At 62.7% G+C, this 24,345-nt stretch carries 24 protein-coding genes; 13 read left to right on the forward strand and 11 right to left on the reverse strand.

Features of this window, described 5'->3' with window-relative positions:
• The first annotated feature begins 17 nt into the window (after positions 1-17).
• Complete coding sequence (locus tag JNA92_RS10725; protein WP_241804639.1) at positions 18-272, forward strand: DUF2790 domain-containing protein; 255 nt, start codon at positions 18-20, stop codon at positions 270-272.
• 67 nt (positions 273-339) lie between these two features.
• Here JNA92_RS10725 and JNA92_RS10730 read toward each other — a convergent pair whose 3' ends face one another.
• Positions 340-1,899: a sigma-54-dependent transcriptional regulator gene (locus tag JNA92_RS10730; protein WP_241804640.1), complete on the reverse strand. Its 1,560-nt coding sequence runs from the start codon at positions 1,897-1,899 to the stop codon at positions 340-342.
• A 256-nt stretch (positions 1,900-2,155) separates the two neighbouring features.
• On the opposite strand from JNA92_RS10730, the gene phhA reads away from it, so the two are divergent.
• The 4 genes from phhA (at position 2,156) to JNA92_RS10745 (ending at position 4,961) form a co-directional block, all read left to right on the forward strand.
• Positions 2,156-2,944, forward strand: coding sequence for a phenylalanine 4-monooxygenase (phhA, locus tag JNA92_RS10735; RefSeq protein ID WP_012315607.1), 789 nt, complete (start codon positions 2,156-2,158; stop codon positions 2,942-2,944).
• A gap of 39 nt (positions 2,945-2,983) precedes the next feature.
• Positions 2,984-3,340 (forward strand): 4a-hydroxytetrahydrobiopterin dehydratase, encoded by a 357-nt coding sequence (locus JNA92_RS10740; RefSeq protein ID WP_003254532.1) that lies wholly within the window; start codon positions 2,984-2,986, stop codon positions 3,338-3,340.
• A gap of 212 nt (positions 3,341-3,552) precedes the next feature.
• Positions 3,553-3,678, forward strand: a complete 126-nt coding sequence (locus JNA92_RS25825) for a hypothetical protein (protein ID WP_277818105.1) — start codon at positions 3,553-3,555, stop codon at positions 3,676-3,678.
• Between the two features lie 95 nt (positions 3,679-3,773).
• The gene (locus tag JNA92_RS10745; protein ID WP_241804641.1) at positions 3,774-4,961 is read left to right on the forward strand and encodes an MFS transporter; all 1,188 of its coding nucleotides are present in this window, start codon (positions 3,774-3,776) and stop codon (positions 4,959-4,961) included.
• 29 nt (positions 4,962-4,990) lie between these two features.
• Here JNA92_RS10745 and ydiJ read toward each other — a convergent pair whose 3' ends face one another.
• Positions 4,991-8,008 carry a D-2-hydroxyglutarate dehydrogenase YdiJ gene (gene ydiJ / locus JNA92_RS10750; RefSeq protein ID WP_241804642.1) on the reverse strand — a complete coding sequence of 1,006 codons (3,018 nt, stop codon included), beginning with the start codon at positions 8,006-8,008 and terminating at the stop codon, positions 4,991-4,993.
• Between the two features lie 152 nt (positions 8,009-8,160).
• On the opposite strand from ydiJ, the gene JNA92_RS10755 reads away from it, so the two are divergent.
• Entirely contained in the window at positions 8,161-9,045 is an 885-nt protein-coding gene (locus JNA92_RS10755) for a LysR substrate-binding domain-containing protein (RefSeq protein WP_241804643.1), read from the forward strand.
• Between the two features lie 142 nt (positions 9,046-9,187).
• On the opposite strand, the gene JNA92_RS10760 is transcribed toward JNA92_RS10755, so the two are convergent.
• From JNA92_RS10760 to JNA92_RS10785, 6 genes are all read right to left on the reverse strand, one after another.
• Complete coding sequence (locus tag JNA92_RS10760; RefSeq protein WP_241804644.1) at positions 9,188-10,609, reverse strand: amino acid permease; 1,422 nt, start codon at positions 10,607-10,609, stop codon at positions 9,188-9,190.
• 884 nt (positions 10,610-11,493) lie between these two features.
• On the reverse strand, positions 11,494-12,558 hold the full coding sequence (rluB, locus tag JNA92_RS10765; protein ID WP_241804645.1) for a 23S rRNA pseudouridine(2605) synthase RluB: 1,065 nt from the start codon (positions 12,556-12,558) through the stop codon (positions 11,494-11,496).
• A 227-nt stretch (positions 12,559-12,785) separates the two neighbouring features.
• The gene (gene scpB / locus JNA92_RS10770) at positions 12,786-13,571 is read right to left on the reverse strand and encodes an SMC-Scp complex subunit ScpB (RefSeq protein ID WP_241804646.1); all 786 of its coding nucleotides are present in this window, start codon (positions 13,569-13,571) and stop codon (positions 12,786-12,788) included.
• Positions 13,558-14,283: a segregation and condensation protein A gene (locus JNA92_RS10775; protein WP_241804692.1), complete on the reverse strand. Its 726-nt coding sequence runs from the start codon at positions 14,281-14,283 to the stop codon at positions 13,558-13,560. The genes scpB and JNA92_RS10775 overlap by 14 nt, the downstream gene beginning before the upstream one ends.
• Before the next feature lie 125 nt (positions 14,284-14,408).
• Positions 14,409-15,038 (reverse strand): L-threonylcarbamoyladenylate synthase, encoded by a 630-nt coding sequence (locus tag JNA92_RS10780; protein ID WP_241804647.1) that lies wholly within the window; start codon positions 15,036-15,038, stop codon positions 14,409-14,411.
• Between the two features lie 13 nt (positions 15,039-15,051).
• Positions 15,052-15,912 carry a PHP domain-containing protein gene (locus tag JNA92_RS10785; protein WP_241804648.1) on the reverse strand — a complete coding sequence of 287 codons (861 nt, stop codon included), beginning with the start codon at positions 15,910-15,912 and terminating at the stop codon, positions 15,052-15,054.
• Between the two features lie 67 nt (positions 15,913-15,979).
• On the opposite strand from JNA92_RS10785, the gene JNA92_RS10790 reads away from it, so the two are divergent.
• The 5 genes from JNA92_RS10790 to JNA92_RS10810 all read left to right on the forward strand — a co-directional run bounded on the left by JNA92_RS10790 (position 15,980) and on the right by JNA92_RS10810 (position 19,719).
• A complete protein-coding gene (locus JNA92_RS10790) occupies positions 15,980-16,573 on the forward strand; it encodes a septation protein A (protein ID WP_241804649.1) in 594 nt (197 codons plus the stop codon).
• Between the two features lies 1 nt (position 16,574).
• The gene (locus JNA92_RS10795; RefSeq protein ID WP_039604111.1) at positions 16,575-16,874 is read left to right on the forward strand and encodes a YciI family protein; all 300 of its coding nucleotides are present in this window, start codon (positions 16,575-16,577) and stop codon (positions 16,872-16,874) included.
• Positions 16,875-16,952: 78 nt separating this feature from the next.
• The gene (locus JNA92_RS10800) at positions 16,953-17,630 is read left to right on the forward strand and encodes a response regulator transcription factor (RefSeq protein WP_241804650.1); all 678 of its coding nucleotides are present in this window, start codon (positions 16,953-16,955) and stop codon (positions 17,628-17,630) included.
• Between the two features lie 273 nt (positions 17,631-17,903).
• Complete coding sequence (locus JNA92_RS10805) at positions 17,904-18,320, forward strand: Spy/CpxP family protein refolding chaperone (protein ID WP_241804651.1); 417 nt, start codon at positions 17,904-17,906, stop codon at positions 18,318-18,320.
• A gap of 58 nt (positions 18,321-18,378) precedes the next feature.
• Positions 18,379-19,719, forward strand: coding sequence for a sensor histidine kinase (locus JNA92_RS10810; RefSeq protein ID WP_241804652.1), 1,341 nt, complete (start codon positions 18,379-18,381; stop codon positions 19,717-19,719).
• 114 nt (positions 19,720-19,833) lie between these two features.
• Here JNA92_RS10810 and JNA92_RS10815 read toward each other — a convergent pair whose 3' ends face one another.
• On the reverse strand, positions 19,834-20,391 hold the full coding sequence (locus JNA92_RS10815) for an NAD(P)H nitroreductase (RefSeq protein WP_241804653.1): 558 nt from the start codon (positions 20,389-20,391) through the stop codon (positions 19,834-19,836).
• Positions 20,392-20,572: 181 nt separating this feature from the next.
• Between JNA92_RS10815 and JNA92_RS10820 the strand changes: the two genes are divergently transcribed.
• Positions 20,573-22,027, forward strand: a complete 1,455-nt coding sequence (locus tag JNA92_RS10820; RefSeq protein WP_241804654.1) for a TrkH family potassium uptake protein — start codon at positions 20,573-20,575, stop codon at positions 22,025-22,027.
• Here JNA92_RS10820 and JNA92_RS10825 read toward each other — a convergent pair.
• Complete coding sequence (locus tag JNA92_RS10825; RefSeq protein WP_241804655.1) at positions 21,984-23,045, reverse strand: AraC family transcriptional regulator; 1,062 nt, start codon at positions 23,043-23,045, stop codon at positions 21,984-21,986. The two genes, JNA92_RS10820 and JNA92_RS10825, sit on opposite strands and share 44 nt — an antisense overlap.
• Before the next feature lie 155 nt (positions 23,046-23,200).
• Here JNA92_RS10825 and JNA92_RS10830 point away from each other — a divergent pair, with 155 nt between their 5' ends.
• On the forward strand, positions 23,201-23,512 hold the full coding sequence (locus JNA92_RS10830; RefSeq protein ID WP_241804656.1) for a DUF962 domain-containing protein: 312 nt from the start codon (positions 23,201-23,203) through the stop codon (positions 23,510-23,512).
• 15 nt (positions 23,513-23,527) lie between these two features.
• Here the strand turns inward: JNA92_RS10830 and JNA92_RS10835 are convergent, their stop codons facing one another.
• The gene (locus JNA92_RS10835) at positions 23,528-24,340 is read right to left on the reverse strand and encodes a UDP-2,3-diacylglucosamine diphosphatase (protein WP_241804657.1); all 813 of its coding nucleotides are present in this window, start codon (positions 24,338-24,340) and stop codon (positions 23,528-23,530) included.
• Positions 24,341-24,345: the final 5 nt, after the last annotated feature.

The following is a 24,345-nucleotide window of genomic DNA, read 5'->3' on the forward strand; positions in this document are numbered from 1 at the left end:
AGACAGGTAAATTGAAAATGAAAGCGTTACTGGTATTGGTACTTGGCGGTCTTTGCAGTGCGGCAATCGCCGGTGAAGCAAAGGATGTCGAGCAGATTCCGGTTGAGCAGTACAGTTATTCGCAGCACCTGGACATCGCCCGCGTCATCTCCATGAGCGAAGTGCCAAACGTGTGCGAAGTCGTGCCGGCCCGCATGACCTATGAGGACTCCAAGGGCCAGAAGCATATTCTCGAATACCGCGTGATGGGTAACGGCTGCTCCAACGGCTGATGAATGATCTGGGCCCTGCGGGGCCCATTCATTAACGTATAATGAACCGCTTGAGTTCAATCCAGCACTATTCGTTCGACTTGCCCAACGAATAATCCCGCAACTTATTGGCAATGGTCGTATGTGAAACACCCAGCCGTTTGCCCAGCGCCCGGCTACTTGGGTATTCACCGATCAGACTTTCCAGTACAGCCTTTTCGAAGCGCCCGACAATCTGCGAAAGATCACCTTCAAGGGTAAACTCACCCAAGGGTTGCCGTACGCCGTAATCCGGCAAGCGAATATGTTCGCTCTTCACCATTGCGCCTTCGCACAACGAGACCGCCTGGAACAATACGTTTTCCAGTTGCCGGACATTGCCCGGCCAATGGTAGTGCGCCAGCTTGTCCATCGCCGCAGGCGCCAGGCGCGGCATGGCACACCCAATCTGCCGGCTGGCCTGATCGAGAAAGTGCTGCACCAACCCTTCCAGGCCGTCCATGCACTCGCGCAACGGCGGTATGTGCAACGACAACACATTGAGGCGATGGTACAGGTCCTGGCGAAATTCACCCCGGGCGCACAGCTCGGACAGGTCCACCTGGGTGGCGCAGATCACCCGTACATCCAGGTACACCTCTTCATCACTGCCTACCCGGCGGAAGCAGCCATCCTGCAGAAAGCGCAGCAACTTCACCTGCAGGCGCGGGCTCATCTCCCCCACCCCGTCGAGGAACAGTGTGCCACCCGCGGTCAACTCCAGAAGGCCCAGCTTGCCTTCGGCGCGCGCGCCCTCGAACGCACCGGGGCCATAACCGAACAGCTCGGTTTCCGCCATGGACTCTGGCAGGCCGGCACAATTGAGTGCCATCAAGGGCGCCTGGCCGCGCGGGCTGGCCAGATGACAGGCACGCGCCAGCAGCTCCTTGCCGGTGCCTGTCTCGCCCTCGATCAGCAACGGCGCGTCCAGTGGCGCCATACGCCGCGCCTCACGCACCACCGCCGCCATCACACGCGAGCTCTGGAATATGCTGTCGAAACCGCGCAGCTCCTGCTTGCGCACGCTGTAGATCCGCTCGCCGATGCGGTCGGCACGGTGCAGGGTCAATACCGCGCCAGCCAATGCCTCGCTGTCGTCATGCTCGGACTGCAACGGTGCGATGTCGGCCAGGAAAATGTCGCCTTTGACCTTGACCCGCAGGCCATTAATTCGCGATTTATTAGCCCGCACCAGTTCCGGCAAATCGAAGTCTTCGGCGTAACGCGCCAACGGGATGCCCGGCACCTCGTCGACCCTCACGCCCAGCAACTGCGCCGCGGCGCGGTTGGCGGCGACGATGCTGCCACCCATGTCGACCGACAGCACCGGGAAGTCCAGGGCACCCAGCAACGCGTTGAGCTCCATGTGCCGTCGCTCACTGGGCATCAGGCCGACGCGCTTGACCCCGAACACCCCGGCGATCGACTCGAACTTCGGGCGCAGAGCCTGAAACTGCAGGTTGATCAGGTTCGGGCAGTGCAGGTAGATGGCGTTGCCATGGTCGCCACCGACTTCACCACGGAGCACGTTGATACCGTACTCCACCAACAGGTTGAGAATGTCGCGCAGGATGCCGATGCGGTTCTGGCAATGCACTTTGATACGCATGAAAGCTCTCGAAGCGGCGAAGTTTTTCAACCGGCCGCATAAAATCCGTAAAGAAAAGCTGACAAAAACACAGCAATGGTCAGCCCGACACACCAAATTTTCCGCGACCCTGCAGCATTTGTAAAATTATCGTTACGAAAATCACTTGTGAGCTGCCGCCCAAGGGTTCGGGCACCCCGTGCAATCGGTCGGATGAAGGGATATTTCTTGGGTATGTCGTGGACATAACAATAAAAGCCCTCACCAGGAGAGCCACATGAAACAGACGCAATACGTGGCACGCGAGCCCGATGCACAAGGCTTCATCGACTACCCGCAGCAAGAGCATGCGGTGTGGAATACCCTGATCACCCGACAGCTGAAGGTCATCGAAGGCCGGGCATGCCAGGAGTACCTCGATGGCATCGATCAGCTCAAACTGCCCCATGACCGCATCCCGCAGCTGGGCGAGATCAACAAGGTGCTGGGCGCCACCACCGGCTGGCAAGTTGCCCGTGTGCCGGCGCTGATCCCTTTCCAGACCTTCTTCGAGCTGCTGGCCAGCAAGCGCTTCCCGGTCGCTACGTTTATTCGCACCCCGCAAGAGCTGGATTACCTGCAGGAGCCCGACATCTTCCACGAGATCTTCGGCCACTGCCCATTGCTGACCAACCCCTGGTTCGCCGAATTCACCCACACCTATGGCAAGTTGGGCCTAGCCGCGACCAAGGAACAGCGCGTCTACCTGGCGCGGCTGTACTGGATGACCATTGAGTTCGGCCTGATGGAAACCGCGCAGGGCTGCAAGATCTATGGCGGCGGCATCCTCTCGTCGCCCAAGGAAACCGTCTACAGTCTGTCCGGTGAGCCGGAGCACCAGGCCTTCGACCCGATCGAAGCCATGCGCACCCCCTACCGTATCGACATTCTGCAGCCGCTGTACTTCGTGCTACCGAACCTCAAGCGCCTGTTCGACCTGGCCCACGAAGACATCATGGGCATGGTCCAGCAAGCCATGCAGCTGGGGCTGCATGCACCGAAATTTCCACCCAAGGTCGCCGCCTGAGCGACCTCGCCGACAACAACTCGAATCGGAAAATACCTTATGAATGCCTTGAACCAAGCCCACTGCGAAGCCTGCCGCGCCGATGCGCCAAAAGTCACCGACGAGGAACTGGCCGAACTCATCCGCGAGATCCCGGACTGGAACATCGAAGTACGTGACGGTCACATGGAGCTGGAGCGCGTGTTCCTGTTCAAGAACTTCAAGCATGCCCTGGCCTTCACCAATGCCGTAGGCGAAATCGCCGAAGCTGAAGGCCATCACCCAGGCCTGCTGACCGAGTGGGGCAAAGTGACTGTCACCTGGTGGAGCCACTCCATCAAAGGCCTGCACCGCAACGACTTCATCATGTGCGCGCGCACCGACAAGGTTGCCGAAACCGCTGAAGGGCGCAAGTAAACGCGCTGGCCAAGGCCGCTGCGCGCCCTGTTCACGGGGGGCGCAGCGGCTTTTTCGTGCCCGGGCAATGTCCGGTATCCGCCCGCAAAACCGACAAGCGACCGGGAAAAATTACAAACTGTCATCCAGACTTGTGTATCCTGCGTCAGCTTTGCGAAGCTCCAAACGCGCCTGGCGCAGCCTTTTGACTCACACTTGCGAGGAACGACGAGATGCACGAAATCCCGAATCTTCCCTTCCCAAGCCTGAACCCCGAAGAGCAAACCGTTGCCGCTCATTCCGAACCGACGCCTGCCGTCGAGGATGGCGACGATCAATCCAGCGCTGACCAGGACTAACCGCGCAACCCCGACTGTGTGAAAACGGCTGACTTTCGGATTACCGCTGTCATCACGTTTTCACACCGTCCAGAACCTCTGCCACGTAGGCCCCCATGCCCGACTCACCGCACCCCCTTGCGGTCACCCTGCAAGTCGTCTCCATCGTCCTGTTCACCTTCATCGGCTACCTGAACATCGGCATCCCCCTCGCCGTACTGCCTGGCTATGTGCACACCGATCTGGGTTTCAGCACCGTCGTCGCCGGCCTGGTGATCAGCGTGCAATACCTCGCCACCCTGCTCAGCCGCCCCACAGCCAGCCGCATCATCGACAACCTGGGCAGCAAGAAGGCCGTCATGTATGGCCTCGCCGGTTGCGGCCTGAGTGGCGTGTTCATGCTCGCCTGTGCCTTTCTCACCCATCTGCCCTGGCTGAGCCTGGCCTGCCTGCTGGTCGGCCGCCTGGTACTGGGAAGTGCAGAGAGCCTGGTGGGCTCGGGCTCGATAGGCTGGGGGATTGGCCGGGTCGGCGCCGAAAACACCGCTAAAGTCATCTCCTGGAACGGGATCGCCAGCTACGGTGCACTGGCCATCGGCGCCCCACTGGGCGTGCTGATGGTCAAGCACCTGGGGCTGTGGAGCATGGGGGCGAGCATCATCGCGCTGTGCGCGGCAGGCTTGCTGCTGGCATGGCCAAAACGCGCTGCGCCGATCGTCAGCGGCGTGCGCCTGCCGTTTCTGCGGGTACTGGGCAAGGTGTTCCCACACGGTTCGGGCCTGGCCTTGGGCTCGATCGGCTTTGGCACCATCGCCACCTTCATCACCCTGTACTACGCCAGCCGTGGCTGGGCGAACGCAGCACTGACCCTGAGCCTGTTCGGTGCCAGTTTCATCTGTGCGCGGCTGCTGTTCGGCAACCTCATCAACCGGATTGGCGGGTTCAAGGTGGCGATCGCGTGCCTGTCGGTCGAGACACTGGGGCTGTTGATGCTGTGGCTGGCACCCAGTGCAGAGCTCGCCTTGGCCGGCGCGGCGCTAAGTGGCTTCGGCTTCTCGCTGGTATTCCCGGCACTGGGCGTGGAAGCGGTGAACCAGGTTTCGGCAGCCAACCGCGGGGCGGCGGTGGGGGCGTACTCGCTGTTCATCGACCTGTCGCTGGGGATTACCGGGCCACTGGTGGGCGCGGTGGCCTCGGGGTTCGGCTTCGCTTCGATGTTTTTGTTCGCGGCAGCGGCAGCCTGCAGCGGGCTGCTATTGAGCCTGTACCTGTACCGTCAGGCACGGCGTTTCAGGCAGAGTTGAGTGGGGGCGAAGCGCCCCCACGCCTTGCTTCAGCGGACGTACTGCAACACCACTTCCAGCGGATGACGCATCTGCCGCTCGGTCATGCGCTTGACCTGGCTACGGCACGAATAGCCGGTTGCCAGCGCCTCCCCTTGCTTGTCCAGCTTGGTCGCCCAGGATTGCTCGAAGATGGTCCGCGACGTCTGCTGGTTACGTGCCTCGTGCCCGTAGGTACCGGACATACCGCAGCACCCCGTGGCCTCGGTCACCAGCTTCAGGCCCAAGCGCGCGAATACCTGCTCCCACTGGCGGGTGCTGGCCGGCACGTTGGTTTTTTCGGTGCAGTGGGCCATCAGCCGGAAGCTCGCAGGCTCGGCCTGCCCCTGCTCGGGCAGCACCTCCATCAACCACTCCTGCGGCAACAGCACCTTGGGGCAGCCCTCCAGGCCCGGCACCTTCTGGTACTCCTGGCGGTAGACCAGGGTCATGGCAGGGTCCAGGCCCACCAGCGGCACACCGCAGTCAGCCAGGGCCTTGAGCTGGGTGGCATTGCGGATTGCCGCTTTGGCGAATGCCCCCAAAAAGCCCTGCACGTGCAGCGGCTTGCCATTGGCACTGTAAGGCGCCAGGAATACACGGTGGCCAAGGCGATTGGCCAGCTCGATGAACGCCGCCAGCAGCGGTGTCTCGAAGTAACGGGTGAAGGCATCCTGCACCAGCACGATGCTGCGCTCGCGCTGGGCCGGGGTCAGCTCGCGCAGCGCCGGAACGCTGGCCACACCAACCCGGCAGCGCGTGAGGGTGGACTGGAAGTTGAAGCGACTGATCAGCGGGCTGTCGACCATGCCGACCTTGTCCGCCAGCAACCTGCTGACCCACTTCGACCCCATCACCGCGTTGTACAGCCCAGGTGCATGGGCCAGGTAGGGGATGGTGAACTCCAGCGAGCCTATCAAATAGTCACGCACCGGGCGCTGGTAGCGGCCGTGGTACAGCTCGAGGAAGCGCGAGCGGAAGTCTGGCACGTTGACCTTGATCGGGCACTGGCCTGCACATGACTTGCACGCCAGGCAGCCGGCCATGGCGTCGTAGACCTCATGGGAAAAGTCCTCCTGGCCCTGGTTGCGTGCCCGGTTGTTGAGCAGCCGCGCCGGCAGCCCTTTGAGCCAGGATGCCTTGTTGCGCGCCGCAGCCAGCACATCGATGTTCGCTGCACCCTGCAGGCGCAGCCATTCACGCATCAACGAGGCGCGCCCCTTGGGCGAATGCTGGCGCTCACGGGTGGCCTTCCACGAAGGGCACATGGCGTCGTTGGGGTCGTAGTTGTAGCAGGCGCCATTGCCGTTGCAGTGCACGGCGCTGTCGAAGTCCTGCCATACACGCTCGTCGATGGTACGGTCGAGGTCGCCCCGCAAGGTCACGCCATCTACCTTGGTCAACCCTTCGGCGCTGTCCGGCGGGGTGCAGATCTTGCCAGGGTTGAGTTGGTTGCGCGGGTCGAAGGCACCCTTGAGGCGCTGCAGAGCCGGATACAGTTCGCCGAAGTACTCCGGCACATATTCCGAACGCAACCCCTTGCCGTGCTCGCCCCACAGCAGGCCGCCGTAGCGTTTGGTCAACGCTGCCACTGCATCGGAAATCGGCTTGACCAGCGCCGCCTGGGCGGGGTCTTTCATGTCCAGAGCCGGGCGTACGTGCAGCACGCCGGCGTCGACGTGGCCAAACATGCCGTAGGCCAGGCCATAGCCGTCGAGCAGCGCGCGGAAATCGGCAATGTAGTCGGCCAGTTGCTCGGGCGGCACCGCAGTGTCTTCAACGAAAGGTTGCGGGCGCACCTCGCCCTCGACGTTGCCCAACAGCCCCACCGAACGCTTGCGCATGGTGTAGACGCGAGTCACGGCCTCAGCCCCTTCGGCCAGGGTATGGCCCAGGCGCTCGACACTGGTGTCGCGCTGCAGGTGATCGATGAAGGCTTCAACCCGAGCATTGACCTCGGCAGGCTCATCGCCACAGAACTCCACCAGGTTGATACCCAGCGTCGGGCGCTCTGGGTCGGCCGGGAAGTACTCGGCAACGCTATGCCAGACGATGTCCTTCATCGCCAGCATCAGCACCTTGGAATCCACTGTCTCGATCGACAGGGGCTTGTGCGCCATCAGCGCATTGGCATCGCGCAGCGCGTCCATGAAGCTGGTGTAGCGGACGTTGACCAGCACCGCATACTTGGGAATCGGCAGCACGTTGAGCTTGGCTTCGACCACATAACCCAACGACCCTTCGGCACCACACAGCACGCTGTTGAGGTTGAAACGGCCCTGCTCGTCGCGCAGGTGCGCCAGGTCGTAGCCGGTCAGGCAGCGGTTGAGCTTGGGAAAGGTGGCTGCGATCAGCTCGGCCTGGGTTTGCTGGATGTCGCGGGCAGTGCGGTACACCTCACCCACCCGACCGGGGGCCGCACAAGCCTGCTCCAGCGCTGCATCGTCGATCGGCAGGCTGTGCAGGCGCTCACCACCGAGCAGCACGCTGTGCAGTTCCAGCACGTGGTCGCGGGTCTTGCCGTAGGTGCAACTGCCCTGGCCGCTGGCGTCGGTGTTGATCATGCCGCCGACGGTAGCGCGATTGGAGGTGGACAGTTCAGGCGCAAAGAACAGCCCGTGAGGCTTGAGCGCGGCATTGAGCTGGTCCTTGACCACGCCAGCCTGCACCCGCACCCAACGCTCCTGGGCATTGATTTCGAGGATGCTGTTCATGTGCCGCGAGAGGTCGACGACGATACCGTCGGTCAGCGATTGGCCATTGGTGCCGGTACCGCCACCGCGCGGGGTCAGTTTGACCTGCTGGAAGCGTTCTTCGGCCATCAGCGCGGCCACCCGCGCGACATCGTCGGCGTCCAGCGGGAATACCGCCGCCTGGGGCAGGCGCTGATAGATGGAGTTGTCAGTAGCCAGCACGGTGCGGGTGGCGTAATCGGCACTGATCTGGCCACGGAAGCCGCTGTTGCGCAGGGCTTCGAGGAATTCTGGGTAACCGGCGGTTGGCGCAGTGGTCGGCAGTTGGGCGATCATCGAAGGATGGCCTCTTGAAATGGGCTAATTCACGGGATTCCTGTCGCCTTGGCATGGATTGAGCCACGCAAGGATGACGAATGGGCCAATGTTCCTGTAGTTTCGCCCCAGGGGCAAACGGATAATCCTGCCGCTATCAATGACTTTAATGAATGAATTACCGTCACCTGACACCCTCCATGTCATTGCTGCTGGCTTTCGAGGCTGCCGCCCGGCATGAAAGCTACACCCGCGCCGCTGCCGAACTGTCCCTGACCCAGAGCGCGGTCAGCCGGCAAGTGCAGGCGCTGGAACAGCAACTCGGGCTGACCCTGTTCCGCCGCGAAGGCCGCCAGGTACAACTCACCGACGTGGGCCGGCTGTACCAGCGCGAACTCAGCGAAGCGCTGGGCCGCATCCGCAGCGCCACCTTGCAAGCCCTGGCTTACCAGTCCGGGGTCGGCACGCTGCGCTTGGCTACCCTGCCCACCTTCGGCTCCAAGTGGCTGCTGCCGCGCCTGCATGCCTTCTACAGCGCCCACCCGGGCATGCTGGTGCACATTCATTCGCGGATCGAAGCGATCAACTTCGATACCAGCGAGATCGATGCCGCCATCGGCGTGGCCAGCCATGACCTGCCGGGGCTGATCTGCCATCGGCTGCATGCCGAGGAGCTGGTGGTGATCCTCCCGCCACAAGCCGGCAGCGATTCCCAGGCCTGGGACCCGGCACGCATCAGTGCCGAGGTACTGCTCAACGTCGCCAACAATCCTCATGCCTGGGGCGAATGGTTTTCGCACCATGGCCTGGCGCACCGGGCGATGCGCCTGGGGCCGAGCTTCGAGCTGACTTCACACCTGATTCAGGCGGTGCGCGCTGGGATCGGCATCGGCCTGGTGCCGCGGATACTGGTGGACGAGGAGCTGGCCAAGGGCGAACTGTTCAGCCCGGGCACGGCGTTCGCCAGCCAGCGCAGCTATTACCTGATCTACCCCCCACGGAACGAAGCGCTGCCCTCGCTGCGGGCATTTCGTGGCTGGCTGCTCGAGCAGATCTGAGTGCTTTCTCCCGTCACAGGCCCTGTCGCTGGCAAGGCGACGCAGACAGCCTCCAGCAATGCCCGCGAAAACGCTGGGGGCAGGCAATGAAAAACCCGATGCCAGCTACCTGACATCGGGTTTCGTTCACCGCCCGCTGCGCTTACTTGGCAACAGTACCCGCTGCTGCGCCGTTGCCCAGCTCACGGCGTTTGGGCTTGATGATGTAGAACAGGAACATCATCAGCACCCACACTGGAATGGCATATACCGAAACCTGGATGCCCGGGATTTGCAGCATGATGCCCAGAATCAGCACCACGAACGCCAGGCAGATGTAGTTGCCATAGGGGTACCACAGCGCCTTGAACAGCGGCTTCTGGCCGGTGCGGTTCAAATGCTGGCGGAATTTCAGGTGCGAGAAACTGATCATTGCCCAGTTGATCACCAGGGTCGCCACGACCAGCGACATCAGCAGCTCCAGCGCATCATGCGGCATGAAGTAGTTGAGCAGCACGGCGATCAAAGTAACGGCTGCCGACACCAGGATCGAACGCACCGGCACACCACGTTTGTCGACCTTGGCCAGGGCTGCGGGGGCATCGCCTTGCTCGGCCATGCCCAGCAGCATGCGGGCATTGCAGTAGGTACCACTGTTGTACACCGAGAGTGCCGCCGTCAGGACCACGAAGTTCAACAGGTGGGCGGCCACGTCACTGCCCAGCAGCGAGAACACCTGCACGAACGGGCTGCTGCCGTAGCTGCCGCCAGAAGCATCGATGCTGGCGACCAGGGTATCCCACGGGGTCAGCGACAGCAGGACGACCAGTGCACCGATGTAGAAGATCAGGATGCGGTAGATGACCTGGTTGATGGCCTTGGGGATCACGGTTTTCGGCTTGTCTGCCTCCGCTGCAGTGAAGCCGAGCATTTCCAGGCCACCGAAGGAGAACATGATGAACGCCAGTGCCATGACCAGGCCGCTGACACCGTTCGGGAAGAAGCCATCATGCGCCCACAGGTTGGTCACCGAAGCTTCGGGGCCGCCGCTGCCGCTGGTCAGCAGATAGGCACCCAGGCCGATCATGCCGACGATGGCGGCGACCTTGATGATGGCGAACCAGAACTCGGCTTCGCCGAACACCTTCACGTTCATGAGGTTGATGACGTTGATCAGCAGGAAGAAGCCTGCTGCCGTGACCCACGTCGGGATCTCCGGCCACCAGTAGTGAATGTACTTGCCGACCGCCGTCAGCTCCGACATGCCCACCAGGATGTACAGCACCCAGCAATTCCAGCCTGACATGAAACCGGCAAAACCGCCCCAGTACTTATGGGCAAAGTGGCTGAACGAACCGGCCACCGGCTCTTCGACGATCATCTCCCCAAGCTGGCGCATGATCATGAAGGCGATGAAACCGCAGATGGCGTAGCCCAGGATCATCGACGGGCCGGCGTATTTCATCACGCCTGCCGAGCCAAGGAACAGGCCGGTACCAATCGCGCCGCCAAGGGCGATCAACTGGATGTGGCGGTTCTTCAGGCCCCGCTTGAGCTCGCCTGAATGCATGTTGTGTTCACTCATGAACGAAGTCACCTGCATTGTTTTTATCTGTGACGGAATCGGACCCACCGCGCTCGTGGCGCAGCGGAATGGGCAAGGTGGTTACCTTGGTTTCTTGAACACAGCCGCTGCCGGAGCGGATCAGCCGGGTGTGAGCAAGAGTGCGCGGTACGCAAGAGGGTCACAGGTAAAACGCGGCGCACTGTATACCCCTGCAAGCGCGCAGGCGTCAACGCGTTGCGTCGTTTCCTCGGAAAAAACGCAGCGATCCTGTGGTAGGAAGCCTTGAAAGGCGGAGTGATCGGCGTACATGGCGCCTCCATTTGTTGTTCTGTGTGCCCGGCTCTGTGGACGGGCTTTTGCGCACGGCAATGGTCGCTATATCAGCGTGGGACGGGGCTTTGAGCAATAGGGTTGACGGGCGCAGGTGGGGTCTTGGGCGGTGGGGCGCGGCAAGATCTGTTTACAGGGAGGGGGGCCGGGTAGAGAAATCGGGTGAATCCGTATAGTTTTCTTTACAGCGCGGTTCGAAAACTTGCCAGTCGTCCGAAAAAATCTTTTTCTTCAATATCTTGGCGCGCGGTGAGGCGGGTGCGGAGCTGCTGCGGGCGCAATAGGCCAGGATGCAGGTTGATGTATTGCCTGTCAGCGTTGTTGGGGCTGCTTTGCAGCCCATCGCCGGCAAGCCGGCCCCCACCTGGGCCGCGTTGGGCTTCAGAAGGCCGGCCTGAAATATGGTGTATTGCCCGCCAGGGTTCGTGGGGCTGCTACGCAGCCCATCGCCGGCAAGCCGGCCCACAGGTCACCGCGCAAATCTGCAGACGGCGCGGTCCGGGTGGGAGCCGGCTTGCTGGCGATGGGCCGCACAGCGGCCCCAAGTCGCTTAACTGACGGGCCTTAGCGGATCAGCCACGCGGCTTGCCGCGACCACGCCCTGCCGGCTTGTCACCGTCAGGCTTGGCCGGGCGCTTGCGCATCTCGCTCGGACGCTCAGCAACGGCGCTGCCGCGGCTGCCCTTGCGTGGCGCCTCTTCACGCGGCTGGCGAGCCGGACGCTCGGCAGCCGCGGCATCCTGCGCCGGCCGCAGGCTGCGCACACGCTCGCTACGCCCCATCGGCCGCGTCGACTTGCGCTGCAGGCGCTCCATCTTGTCCTTGGCCTTCAGGTTCATGGCAGGCAGCGCCACCGGCTGCAGGCCCACTTCAGCGGCCAGGATGTCGATTTCGCCCTGGGTCATTTCACGCCAGCGGCCCATCGGCAGATCGGAGTTGAGGAACACCGGGCCGAAACGCACGCGCTTGAGGCGGCTGACCACCATGCCCTGCGATTCCCACAGGCGGCGTACCTCACGGTTGCGCCCTTCCATCACCACACAGTGGTACCAGTGGTTGAAACCTTCACCACCCGGAGCCTTCTGGATGTCGGTGAACTTGGCCGGGCCGTCTTCAAGCATCACGCCCGCCTTCAGGCGTTCGATCATCTCGTCATCGACCTCGCCACGCACACGCACCGCGTATTCGCGGTCCATCTCGTAGGACGGGTGCATCAGGCGGTTGGCCAGTTCACCGTCGGTGGTGAACAGCAGCAGGCCGGTGGTGTTGATGTCGAGGCGGCCAATGTTGATCCAGCGGCCTTCCTTCGGCCGCGGCAGGCGGTCGAACACCGTCGGGCGGCCTTCCGGGTCGTCACGGGTGCAGATCTCGCCATCGGGCTTGTTGTACATGATCACCCGGCGCGTGGCCTCGGCGGCTTCTTCGCGCTTGATCAGCTTGCCGTCGACAGCGATGGCATCGTGCAGGTCGACGCGCTGGCCGAGGGTGGCCTCGACGCCATTGACCTTGATACGGCCCTGGCTGATCCAGGCCTCGACGTCACGGCGCGAACCCACGCCAATGCGCGCCAGCACTTTCTGCAGCTTTTCGCCGGCTGGCGGGGTGATTTCGGTGTTTTGCAGGTCTTGCTCACTCATCTGGGCACCTCCCGGTGTAGGAATGAAAACAGAGATTCTGGCGACGAACGCGCCAAAAGGTCGCGCATCATACGCGCTTCTAACGGGGAACGCACTGGAGCTTAGAGGGTTTTCAGGGGGTGAAGTGGTTTTCTGCCCAGCGGTTTCGTATTGAAAGCCCCGGCCTCATGGCCGGCAAGCCCACCCCCACCCGACGGCGCAGCACCTGTGATCTTGGCGCACAAGACTCAGGGCTGCAGCTTGCCTTGATCCTCGACCGAGGCCTCTGGCTCTGGCTCTGGCGCATCCTGCTCTGGCAAATCATCGAAATCGGTCTTGAGCCCCTCCTCCATCGCATCCAGTTCCACCAGCAGGCTACGGAAGCTCGTCTTCTCCTCGGGTTCGGCAACTGCCTGCTCGTCGGCCAGGCTGGCATCGGCCAACGCCTGCAAATGCGCCGGCACCGGTGCATCATCCGGGTCGATCGAGGGCGCCGGCTCCATTTCACGCAGCTCGGCCAAGGCCGGTAACTCGTCCAGGCTCTTGAGGTTGAAATGATCGAGAAACGCCTTGGTGGTGGCGAACATCGCCGGCCGCCCAGGTACCTCGCGATGGCCAACCACCCGGATCCATTCACGCTCCATCAGGGTCTTGATGATGTTGCTGTTGACCGCAACACCCCGCACGTCCTCGATCTCGCCGCGGGTGATGGGCTGGCGGTAAGCGATCAAGGCCATGGTTTCGAGCAGCGCACGGGAATAGCGCTGCGGGCGCTCTTCCCACAGGCGGCCCACCCACGGCGCGAAATTCTCGCGAATCTGCAAGCGATAGCCGCTGGCCACTTCCTTGAGCTCGAAGGCCCGACCACTGCAGGATTTGCCGAGCACTTCCAACGCTTTCTTGAATACCTTCGGCTCAGGGCGCTCGGCCTCCTCGAACAGCTCGTACAGCCGTTCGAGAGATTGCGGCTTGCCTGAGGCGAGGAGAAACGCCTCGATCAGCGACGCCAGGTCGCGGGGTTCATTCAGATTCATCAGGTTCTTCGACAGACTCGGCACGCACCCGGACATGGATAGCGGCGAAAGGCTCATTCTGCACCAGTTCGATCAGCGATTCCTTCACCAACTCAAGAATCGCCATGAAGGTGACCACCACACCCAGCTTGCCTTCCTCAGCCGTGAACAGTTCGACGAAAGGCACGAAGCCGCCGCCCTTCAGGCGCGCCAGCACTTCGCTCATGCGCTCGCGGGTAGAGAGCGTTTCACGGGTGATCTGGTGGCTTTCGAACAGATCGTTGCGGCGCATGACTTCGGCCATGCTGACCAACAATTCTTCCAGGCTGACCTGGGGCAACAGCTTGCGCACCTTGGCCTGGGGCGCCTCCAGGCGCGGCACCACGACGTCACGGCCAACACGCGGCAGCTCGTCGATGCCTTCGGCTGCAGCCTTGAAACGCTCGTACTCCTGCAAGCGGCGAATCAGCTCGGCACGCGGGTCGCCTTCCTCCTCCTCGACCTCGGCGGAGCGTGGCAGCAACATGCGCGACTTGATCTCGGCAAGCATGGCAGCCATCACCAGGTATTCGGCGGCCAACTCCAGGCGCACGCTTTTCATCAACTCGACATAACCCATGTACTGGCGGGTGATCTCCGCCACGGGGATGTCGAGAATGTCGATGTTCTGCTTGCGGATCAGGTAAAGCAGCAGGTCGAGCGGGCCTTCGAAGGCCTCGAGGATGACCTCCAGCGCGTCCGGCGGAATGTAAAGGTCCACCGGCATCTCGGTCAGGGCTTCGCCGTAGACCAGGGCCAACTGCAATTGCCGAGGCAGTTCGGCTTCGATGGCCGAAGCCTCGGGTAGCTCCATCTGGCTCACGCGTTGACCAGAAATGGCGTGGGGTCGCCGCAACCTTCGCGGATCAGTTCAGGCTCTTCGCCGGACAGGTCGATGATGGTCGAGGCCTTGAGGTCGCCGAAACCGCCGTCAATCACCAAGTCCACATGGTGTTCCAGGCGCTCGCGGATTTCATAGGGGTCGGTCATCGGCTCGGTATCACCGGGCAGGATCAGGCTCACGCTCATCAGCGGCTCACCCAGCTCAGCCAACAATGCCAGGGTGATGCCGTGGTCCGGCACCCGCAGGCCGATGGTGCGACGCTTCTCGTGCAGCAACAGCCGCGGCACCTCACGGGTGCCATTGAGGATGAACGTGTAGGGGCCGGGTACGTGGGCCTTGAGCAGGCGGAAGGTACCGGTGTCGACCTTGGCGTAAAGGCCCAGCTGCGACATGTCGCAGCACATCAGGGTGAAATTGTGGGTCTTGTCCAACCCACGCAGACGCCGAACCCGTTCGATCGCTGCCTTGTCACCGATCTGGCATCCCAGTGCGTAGGCCGAATCGGTCGGGTAGACGACCACACCGCCCTTGCGGATGATTTCCACCGCCTGACGGATCAGCCGCGGCTGGGGGTTTTCCGGATGAATCTGGAAAAATTGGCTCACGAAGTCTTCCTGTTCATATCGCCATAGGTTGTTCATGGCTGAATCGGCGCCACAGAGGTGGCAGATCCTCAGGCAATGGCCGGTAGGCACCGATCTCGCCCCAGGTGCCGGGGCCGTGGAAATCGCTGCCAGCGCTTGCCAGCAGACCGAACTCACGAGTGAGGATGGACATCGTGCCCACCTGCTCGGCAGGCATCATCCCATTGACCACTTCAAGCGCCTGCCCGCCTGCCTGAATATAGTCGGCAATCAGGCGCCTGCGCTTGCTGCGGGTCAGATCGTAGTGCATCGGGTGGGCCAGGCTCACCCAGGCTTTGGACCGGCGCAAGGTGGCAACGGTTTCCTCGAGCGTCGGCCAATGCAGTTTGACGTCACCCAGCTTGCCGGCCCCCAACCACTTGCGAAACGCTTCACCACGGTCCTTGACGTGGCCCGCGCGCACCAGGTGCTCGGCAAAATGCGGCCGCGCCGGTGCATTACCGCTGTCCCCCAACGCCTGCTGCACGGCGCGGGCACCCTCGAGGGCACCTGGCATGCCCTTGGCCGCCAGCCGCTTGTCGATTTCCTCGGCTCGCAGCCAGCGGCCACGGTGCAGGGCTTCGATCGCTTCGAGCAACGGTGGGGCATCAAGCGGGAAGTCATACCCCAGTACATGGATGGTCGCGCCCCCCCACGTGCACGAAAGCTCCACGCCGCTGACCCAGCGCATACCCCGATCGACGCAGGCCTTGCGGGCCTCGGGCAGGCCTTCAAGGGTGTCGTGGTCGGTCAGTGCCAAGGTCTGCACCCCGTGCTCATGGGCCCGGGCGACCAGGACCGTAGGCGACAGGGCGCCGTCGGAGGCCGTGCTGTGACAGTGCAGATCAACATTCATGGAGGAGCGCTACCGCTGGATTCGATGTTTGTTATTATGCCGCCACATCCCGATTCTGGCTGCCATTGTGAAACAATTCATCGATTTCATCCCGCTGCTACTGTTCTTCATCGTCTACAAGCTTGACCCACGCCCCATGGAAGTTGCCGGGCACAGCTTCGAATTCGGCGGCATCTACAGCGCCACGGCAATGCTGATCATCAGCTCGCTGGTGGTGTATGGCGCGCTGTTCCTGCGCCAGCGCAAGCTGGAGAAAGGCCAGTGGCTGACGCTGGTGGCCTGCCTGGTATTCGGCGGCCTGACCCTGACCTTCCATAGCGAAACCTTCCTCAAGTGGAAGGCGCCGGTGGTCAACTGGCTGTTCGCCTTGGGCTTTGCCGGCAGCCACTTCATCGGCGACCGGGTGCTGATCAAGCGCATCATGGGCCACGCCCTGAGCTTGCCCGATGCCATCTGGACCCGCCTGAACGTGGCGTGGATCGCGTTTTTCCTGTTCTGTGGCGCGGCCAACCTGTTTGTCGCTTTCACCTTCCAGGATTTCTGGGTCGACTTCAAAGTGTTCGGCAGCCTGGGCATGACCGTGATATTCCTGGTAGCGCAAGGCTTGTACCTGTCGCGCCACCTGCACGACGACCCTTCTACCTCCAAACCCAAGGATTGACATGCTTTACGCCATCATTGCCAGCGACGTCGCAAATTCCCTGGAAAAACGCCTGGCCGCGCGCCCGGCGCACATCGAGCGCCTGAAGCAGCTGCAAAGCGAAGGCCGCGTGGTGCTGGCCGGCCCGCACCCGGCCATCGACAGCAACGACCCGGGCGAAGCCGGCTTCAGCGGCAGCCTGATCGTCGCCGAGTTCGATTCCCTGAGCGCTGCCCAGGCCTGGGCCGATGCCGACCCGTACATCGCTGCGGGTGTTTACGACCAGGTCATCGTCAAACCCTTCAAGCAAGTCTTGCCCTGATCGATAAATTGTCGGCGTCTGCGGTATCTTTGCCACTGGCGAGCGCGTCAGACGCCGTCGATTTGAATTGAGTGAGTCATGAGCGAGCTGTTACTGATTGATGATGACCAGGAACTCTGCGAGCTGCTCGGCAGCTGGCTGACCCAGGAAGGTTTTGCCGTCCGCGCCTGCCATGATGGCCAGAGCGCGCGCCAGGCATTGGCCGAACATGCGCCGGCAGCTGTGGTGCTTGACGTGATGCTGCCTGACGGTAGCGGCCTTGAGCTGCTCAAGCAGTTGCGTAGCGACCACGCAGAACTGCCGGTACTGATGTTGTCGGCCCGCGGCGAGCCTCTGGACCGCATTCTTGGCCTGGAACTGGGCGCTGATGATTACCTGGCCAAGCCCTGCGACCCGCGCGAGCTGACCGCCCGCCTGCGCGCAGTGCTGCGCCGTAGCCACCCGACCGCCACCACGACGCAGGTGGAGATCGGCGATCTGGCCTTCAGCCCTGTGCGCGGGGTGGTCAGCATCGATGGCCGCGAGATGACCCTTACCCTGTCTGAAAGCCGCATCCTCGAAGCCTTGCTGCGCCAGCCTGGCGAGCCGCTGGACAAGCAGGAGCTTGCGCAAATCGGCCTTGGCCGCAAGCTGACCCTTTACGATCGCAGCCTGGACATGCATGTCAGCAACCTGCGCAAGAAGATCGGCCCCCACGCCGACGGCCGCCCGCGCATCGTCGCACTGCGTAGCCGCGGCTACTACTACAGTCTCTGAGCTGCAAGCTGCAAGCTGCAAGAAAAAGCCCAGCGTGCGCGCTCGCTCTTGCTCTTGCTCTTGCTCTTGCTCTTGCTTGAAGCTCTTGCTCTTGCTCTTGCTTGAAGCTTGAAGCTTGAAGCTTGAAGCTTGAAGCTTGAAGCTTGCAGCTTGCAGCTTGCAGCTCAAAGCCCCTTCTTTACCCAGCCTTTACCGTTCGCTGACCGCGCCTGACCTTGATCTCCCTAAACTGAGCTCATCCGGTAACCACCGGCCCATGACAGGAGAGACACCATGCGCAAGACCTTGATCGCCCTGATGTTCGCCGCTGCCCTGCCGACCGTGGCCATGGCCATGCCCGACGGCGGCCCGCGTCACGACGGCCCGCATCATCGCGGTGACGCGCCTTTCGCCCAACTGGACCTGAGCCGCGACCAGCGCCAGCAGATTGGCAAGCTGATGGGCGAGCAGATGAAAAACCGCCACGACATCACCGAACGCTACCTGGCCAAACTGCCAGCAGCAGACCAGAAAGCCATGAAAGACGAACTCAAGGCCAGCCGCGACAAGACCGACAGCCAGGTCCGCGCCCTGCTCAAGCCAGAGCAGCAAAAGAAGTTCGACGAACTGCAGAAAGCCCGCGAAGCACGCAAGGCTGAATGGAAGGAATTCCAGGCCTGGAAAGCTGAAAAAGCCGCCAAGGCCCAGTAAGCTGTCCCACCCATGCCCGGCCCGCCCCCAAGCGGGCCGGGCTTTTCCCGTTTAGGAGGTGCTCTTGCGTTCTCTGTTCTGGCGCATCCTGGCCAGTTTCTGGCTGGCTATCACCCTGGTCGCAGGCCTGTCGATCCTGCTGGGCCACATGCTCAACCAGGATGCCTGGATACTCAGCCGCCACCCCGGCCTCAGCAACCTCGCCAGCCGTTGGGTCAAGCACTATGAACACCAAGGCCTGGCGTCGGCCCAGCATTTCCTCGAACGTCGCAAGCAGCGCTTCAAGATCGATGTACAGGTACTCGACGACAGTGGCCAGGCGGTGGTGCCCGGTACCTTCCCGCGCCGTGCCGCAGCCTTCGAGGCGCGCCAGCACAATGACGAGCGGCACCTGCCGTGGCGTCGCCTGACCGAGGAGTACACCAGCCCCGAGAGCGGCGAGACGTACCTGCTGATCTACCGAATCCCACACCCGGAACTGGATGCCTGGCACCGCGAGAGCCTGCTCTGGCCGTTGAGTGCCTTGGGTATAGCCCTGGTGGTGCTGACCCTGTTCAGCCTGCTGGTGACCCTGTCCATCACCCGCCCTCTGAGCCGCTTGCGCAGTGCCGTGCACGACCTTGGACAGGCCAGCTACCAGCAGAACAGCCTGGCGCGCCTGGCTGCACGGCGCGATGAGTTCGGCGTGCTGGCCAAGGACTTCAACAAGATGGGCGCCCGCCTGCAGAGCCTGATCGGCAGCCAGCGCCAGTTGCTGCGCGACGTTTCCCACGAACTGCGCTCACCGCTGGCACGCCTGCGCATCGCCCTGGCGCTCGCCGAACGGGCTGAAGCCGAGCAACGCCAAGCCTTGTGGCCGCGCCTGACCCGCGAATGTGACCGCCTGGAGGACCTGATCAGCGAGATCCTCACGCTGGCCCGGGTCGATGCCGAACAGTCTCACGCCGAAACGGTCGACCTCAACGCCCTGCTGGGCAGCGTGCGCAAGGACGCACAGCTCAGCGCGCCAGAGCAGGACGTTCGGCTGGAGGCGCAACCGGGCTTGACCTTGCAAGGCTGGCCAACGCTGATTGAACGTGCCGTTGACAACCTGCTGCGCAATGCCTTGCGTTTCAACCCACAGGGGCAGCCGATCGAAGTGCGCGCCGGTCGCGAGCAGGGGCGCATCGTCGTGAGTGTGCGTGACCATGGGCCTGGGGTGTCTGCCGAGCACCTGGCGCAGCTGGGTGAGCCCTTCTTCCGTGCCCCCGGGCAGGAAGCAGCGGGGCATGGCCTGGGGCTGGCGATCGCGCGCAAGGCGGCGGAGCGCCATGGCGGGAGCCTGGTACTTGCGAACCACCCACAGGGTGGTTTTGTCGCGCGCCTGGAGTTGCCGCTGGAAGTGGAGGTTGGCAGCTGAATTCAGCGCTCCCGCACCAGTGGGAGCAGCTGCCTTACCCAATGTCAAAAACGTTGACGCAAACCACCTTGCGGGGGCCTGCTTGCCGGCGATCAAGCCACAGCGGCCCTGGCGTTACTGGCCCCAGGCGCTGACGAACTCGGCGGTTTGCAGCACTGGCGCCGTACGCGGCTCGGCCAGCGGCGTGCCGACATACAGGTAGCCGATCAACTCTTCGTTCTCGCCCAGCCCCAAGCCCTTGTGCACATGGACATCGAAGGCCATGTCGCCGGTACGCCACACGGCACCGATGCCTTGGGCATGCGCGGCAATCAGAATGCCATGCGCGGCACAGCCAGCGGCCAGGCGCTGTTCTGACATCGGCACCTTGTAGTGCTCCTGCAGCTTGGCGATCACCACGATCAGCAGCGGCGCACGCAACGGCATGGCGCGGGCCTTGTCCAGCGCAGCCTGGGTGGCATCGCCCTTGTTCTGCACCGCTTCGGCAAACAGCTCGCCGAGCTTGTCGCGGCCCTGGCCTTCGATGGTCAGAAAGCGCCATGGCCGCAGCTGGCCGTGATCGGGCGCGCGCAGCGCAGCCTGGAACAGCGCCTCGCGCTGGGCGGCATTAGGCGCAGGTTCAGTCAGGCGTGGCACGGATACACGGTTGAGCAATGCGTCGAGAGCCTCCATCGGCTACCCTCCTGGCAGTTGAATGTGCGGCCATTCTCAAGCTGCAAGCCACAAGCTGCAAGCGCCACGCAGAAGCCACCCGGTGCACACTGCCATTTCTGCCTGCGGGTAGCTCTCGGCTTGCAGCTGGCAGGCCCATAGGTAGAATGGCGCCCCTTCGTTCAAAGTCAGAGCAGATCACATGGCGTTGCCGACCTTAAGGATCATTGGTTTCATCATCGGCATCTTCCTGATCACCCTGGCGGTCAGCATGGTCGTACCCATGGCGACGCTGGTGATCTTCGAACGTACCGGCGACATGCCGTCGTTCCTCTGGTCAAGCCTGATCACCTTCGTTGCAGGCTTGCTCCTGATCGTCCAGGGCCGTCCGGAGCATGTGCACCTGCGTCCGCGCGACATGTACCTGCTGACCGTCAGCAGCTGGCTGGTGGTAGGCGTATTCGCCGCCCTGCCCTTCCTGCTGACCCAGCACATCAGCTACACCGACGCCTTCTTCGAAAGCATGTCCGGCATCACTGCCACGGGTGCCACCGTGCTCAGCGGGCTGGATACCATGTCGCCGGGCATCCTGATGTGGCGCTCGATGCTGCACTGGCTCGGCGGTATCGGCTTCATCGCCATGGCGGTGGCGATCCTGCCGCTGCTGCGCATCGGTGGCATGCGCCTGTTCCAGACCGAATCGTCCGACCGCTCGGAAAAGGTCATGCCGCGCTCACACATGGTCGCCAAGTCGATCGTCGGGGTGTACGTCTGCTTCTCGGTGCTTGGCGCCCTGGCCTTCTGGTGGGCCGGCATGAAGCCGTTCGACGCCATCAACCACGCCATGTCAGCCATTTCCACCGGGGGGTTCTCCACCTCTGACCAGTCCCTGGCCAAGTGGGACATCCCTGCCGTGCACTGGGTCGCGGTGGTCGTGATGATTCTGGGCAGCCTGCCCTTCGCCTTGTACGTGGCCACCCTTCGCGGCAACCGCAGGGCACTGATTCGCGACCAGCAGGTCCAGGGGCTGCTTGGCTTGCTGGTGGTCACCTGGCTGGTGCTGGGCACCTGGTACTGGGTCACCACCAACCTGCCTTGGCTCGATGCCCTGCGCCACGTTGCGTTCAACGTGACCTCCGTGGTCACCACTACCGGTTTCGCCCTGGGCGATTACAGCCTGTGGGGCAATTTTTCGCTGATGCTGTTCTTCTACCTGGGCTTCGTCGGTGGCTGCTCTGGTTCGACCGCCGGCGGTATCAAGATCTTCCGCTTCCAAGTGGCCTACATCCTGCTCAAGGCCAGCCTCAACCAGTTGATCCATCCACGTGCGGTGATCAAGCAGAAATACAACGGCCATCGCCTGGACGAAGAGATCGTGCGCTCGATCCTGACCTTCTCGTTCTTCTTCGCGATCACCATCTGCGTGATGGCGTTGCTATTGTCGCTGCTGGGCGTGGACTGGATGACCGCACTGACCGGCGCCGCGGCAACCGTTTCAGGCGTCGGCCCGGGCCTGGGTGAAGTGATCGGCCCGGCAGGCAACTACGCCATGCTGCCGGACGCTGCCAAGTGGATTCTTGCCGGCGGGATGCTGCTCGGCCGCCTGGAGATCATCACGGTGCTGGTGCTGTGCATGCCGGCGTTTTGGCGTCACTGACCGCCTCGGGGTCCGCGCCCAGACGGGCGCGGTACTCGCTGGGGGTAACGTCGAACCAGCGGCGGAAGGCCCGGTAGAAGTTGCTCGGGTCAGCGAACCCCAACAGGTAGGCGGTTTCCAGCAAGGTCATGCCGGGCTGGGCGAGGTACTGCTCGGCCAGCTCACGACGGGTGTCGTCCAGCAATGCCTGAAAGCTGGTGCCCTCCTCCTGCAGGCGGCGCTGCAGCGTGCGCTGGGACAGGTGCAACGCCTGGGCCAGGGTTTCCCGCTTCGGTTCGCCCTGAGGCAGGATGCGGCAAAGCACCTGGCGCACCCGGTGGGTCACCCGGCTTTCAGAGAAGCGTGCCAGGTATTCCCCGGCAAACCGGTCGTGCAGAATGGCCATGGCCTCATTGGCGGTAGGGAGCGCAGCTTCCATGTCGGCGCGTTCGAACACCAGCGCATCGTGGGGCGCACCGAACACCAGCGGGGAATGGAAAGCCACCTTGTAGGGCTCGACGTCCTTGGGTTGAGGCCCCTGGATCAGTACCCGCCGCGGCTGGATGGGTCGCCCGCTGAGCCACTTGCACAGCGCCAGCGCACAGGCCAGCGAAGCCTCCGCACTGTGCCGCGTCGGCGGCAGGTGATCACCGTGCACGGTGAGGATCAGCGAATACCCCTCAGGCCCCAGGCGGAAGCTCAGATCGGAGCTTTCGGCGATGATGCGCTGGTAGCGCACCAGGCGCTCGAAACCTTCGGCCAAGGTGCGGCTGGACATCAACGCGTAGCCCACCACATGGAAAGAAGCCGGCCTGACCACCCGTGCCATGTTCAGGCCAATCGCTTCATTGCCCGACAGCTCTACAGCCAGTTGCCAAAGGCGGGTCATGGCATCCTGCGGGAAGCGCGCATCGGGGTCGTCGAGGGCAGCGAAATCCAGGCCGAGCTGCTCGAACATGGCCGGGCAATCGAGCCCTTCCAGCTCGAGCGCCTTCACAATCCCTGATGCCCAGCTGGCTGACGTGGTTCTCTCGCTCATGACAGGCTTCTTATGCTGACCGCTTCATGCGGTTAACCCCAAGGATACTCATTTGGCGCCTATTGTCACTGGTAGGCTCCGCCAATGACTCTAGACTCGATTCAGGCTCCACGCCGTGTATCCTGTCAAAAAGTGTCAATCCTGGAGCACTGCCCATGAACAGCTCAGCGCAGTTTCGCAGTTTTGCCGAGTTCTACCCCTATTACCTGGGGGAGCACAGCAACCCCACCTGTCGGCGCCTGCACTTCGTCGGCACCAGCCTGGTGATCGCCCTGCTGGCGTACACCATCGCCAGCGGCAAATGGCTGCTGCTATTGGCGGTGCCGGTGTTCGGCTATGGGTTTGCCTGGGTCGGGCACTTCTTTTTCGAGAAAAACCGGCCAGCGACCTTCAAGCATCCGCTGTACAGCCTGATTGGCGATTTCGCCATGTTCCGCGACATTCTGCTGGGCAGGATCAGCCTCTAGTTGCCCGGGCGGCGGTCACGCAGGTTCGCGCGACGCCGCCACGCCCTCTGCCTGCCGTAGCTGGGCGTCGGCCAACCGGTACAGCTCGATGCTGCCATCCCAATGCTCGATCAGCGCAGTGCAGGACTCCACCCAATCGCCACAGTTAAGGTAATCCACGTTCCCGACCTTGCGGATTTCGGCATGGTGGATATGCCCGCACACCACCCCGTGAAAGCCACGACGGGTGCACTCATGGGCTATGGCATCCTCGAAATCGCTGATGAAGTTCACCGCACCTTTGACCTTGTGCTTGAGGTAGGCCGAAAGTGACCAATAACCATACCCGTAGCGGGCCCGCCAATGGTTGAGCCAGCGGTTGAGCACCAAGGTGCATTCATAGGCACGATCGCCAAGGAACGCTAGCCAGCGGTGGTAGCGGGTAATCACATCGAACTGGTCACCATGGATCACCAGCAACCGACGGCCATCGGCCGTGAGGTGCTCAGCCTCGTCCACCAGGTGGATGTTGCCCAGAACCAGCCTGGAGTAGCGCCGCAGGAACTCATCATGATTGCCCGTCACGTAGATCACCTCGGTGCCGCGCTTGCTCAGGGTCAACAAGCGGCGGATCACATTGGTGTGGGCCTGGGGCCAGTAGATGCCGCCACGCAGCTTCCAGCCATCGATGATGTCGCCGACCAGGTAGATACGGTCGGCCTGGTAGCCCTTGAGGAAGCGCGACAGGTGTTCGGCCTGACAGTCGCGGGTGCCCAGGTGCACGTCAGAGATCCACAGGGTGCGTACGCGCTGCTTGCGCGACGGGCGAGAGAGTTCGGCATGGGTCATGGGGC

It is taken from the genome of Pseudomonas putida (assembly GCF_022627325.1).
GTDB classification, from domain to species: domain Bacteria; phylum Pseudomonadota; class Gammaproteobacteria; order Pseudomonadales; family Pseudomonadaceae; genus Aquipseudomonas; species Aquipseudomonas putida_X.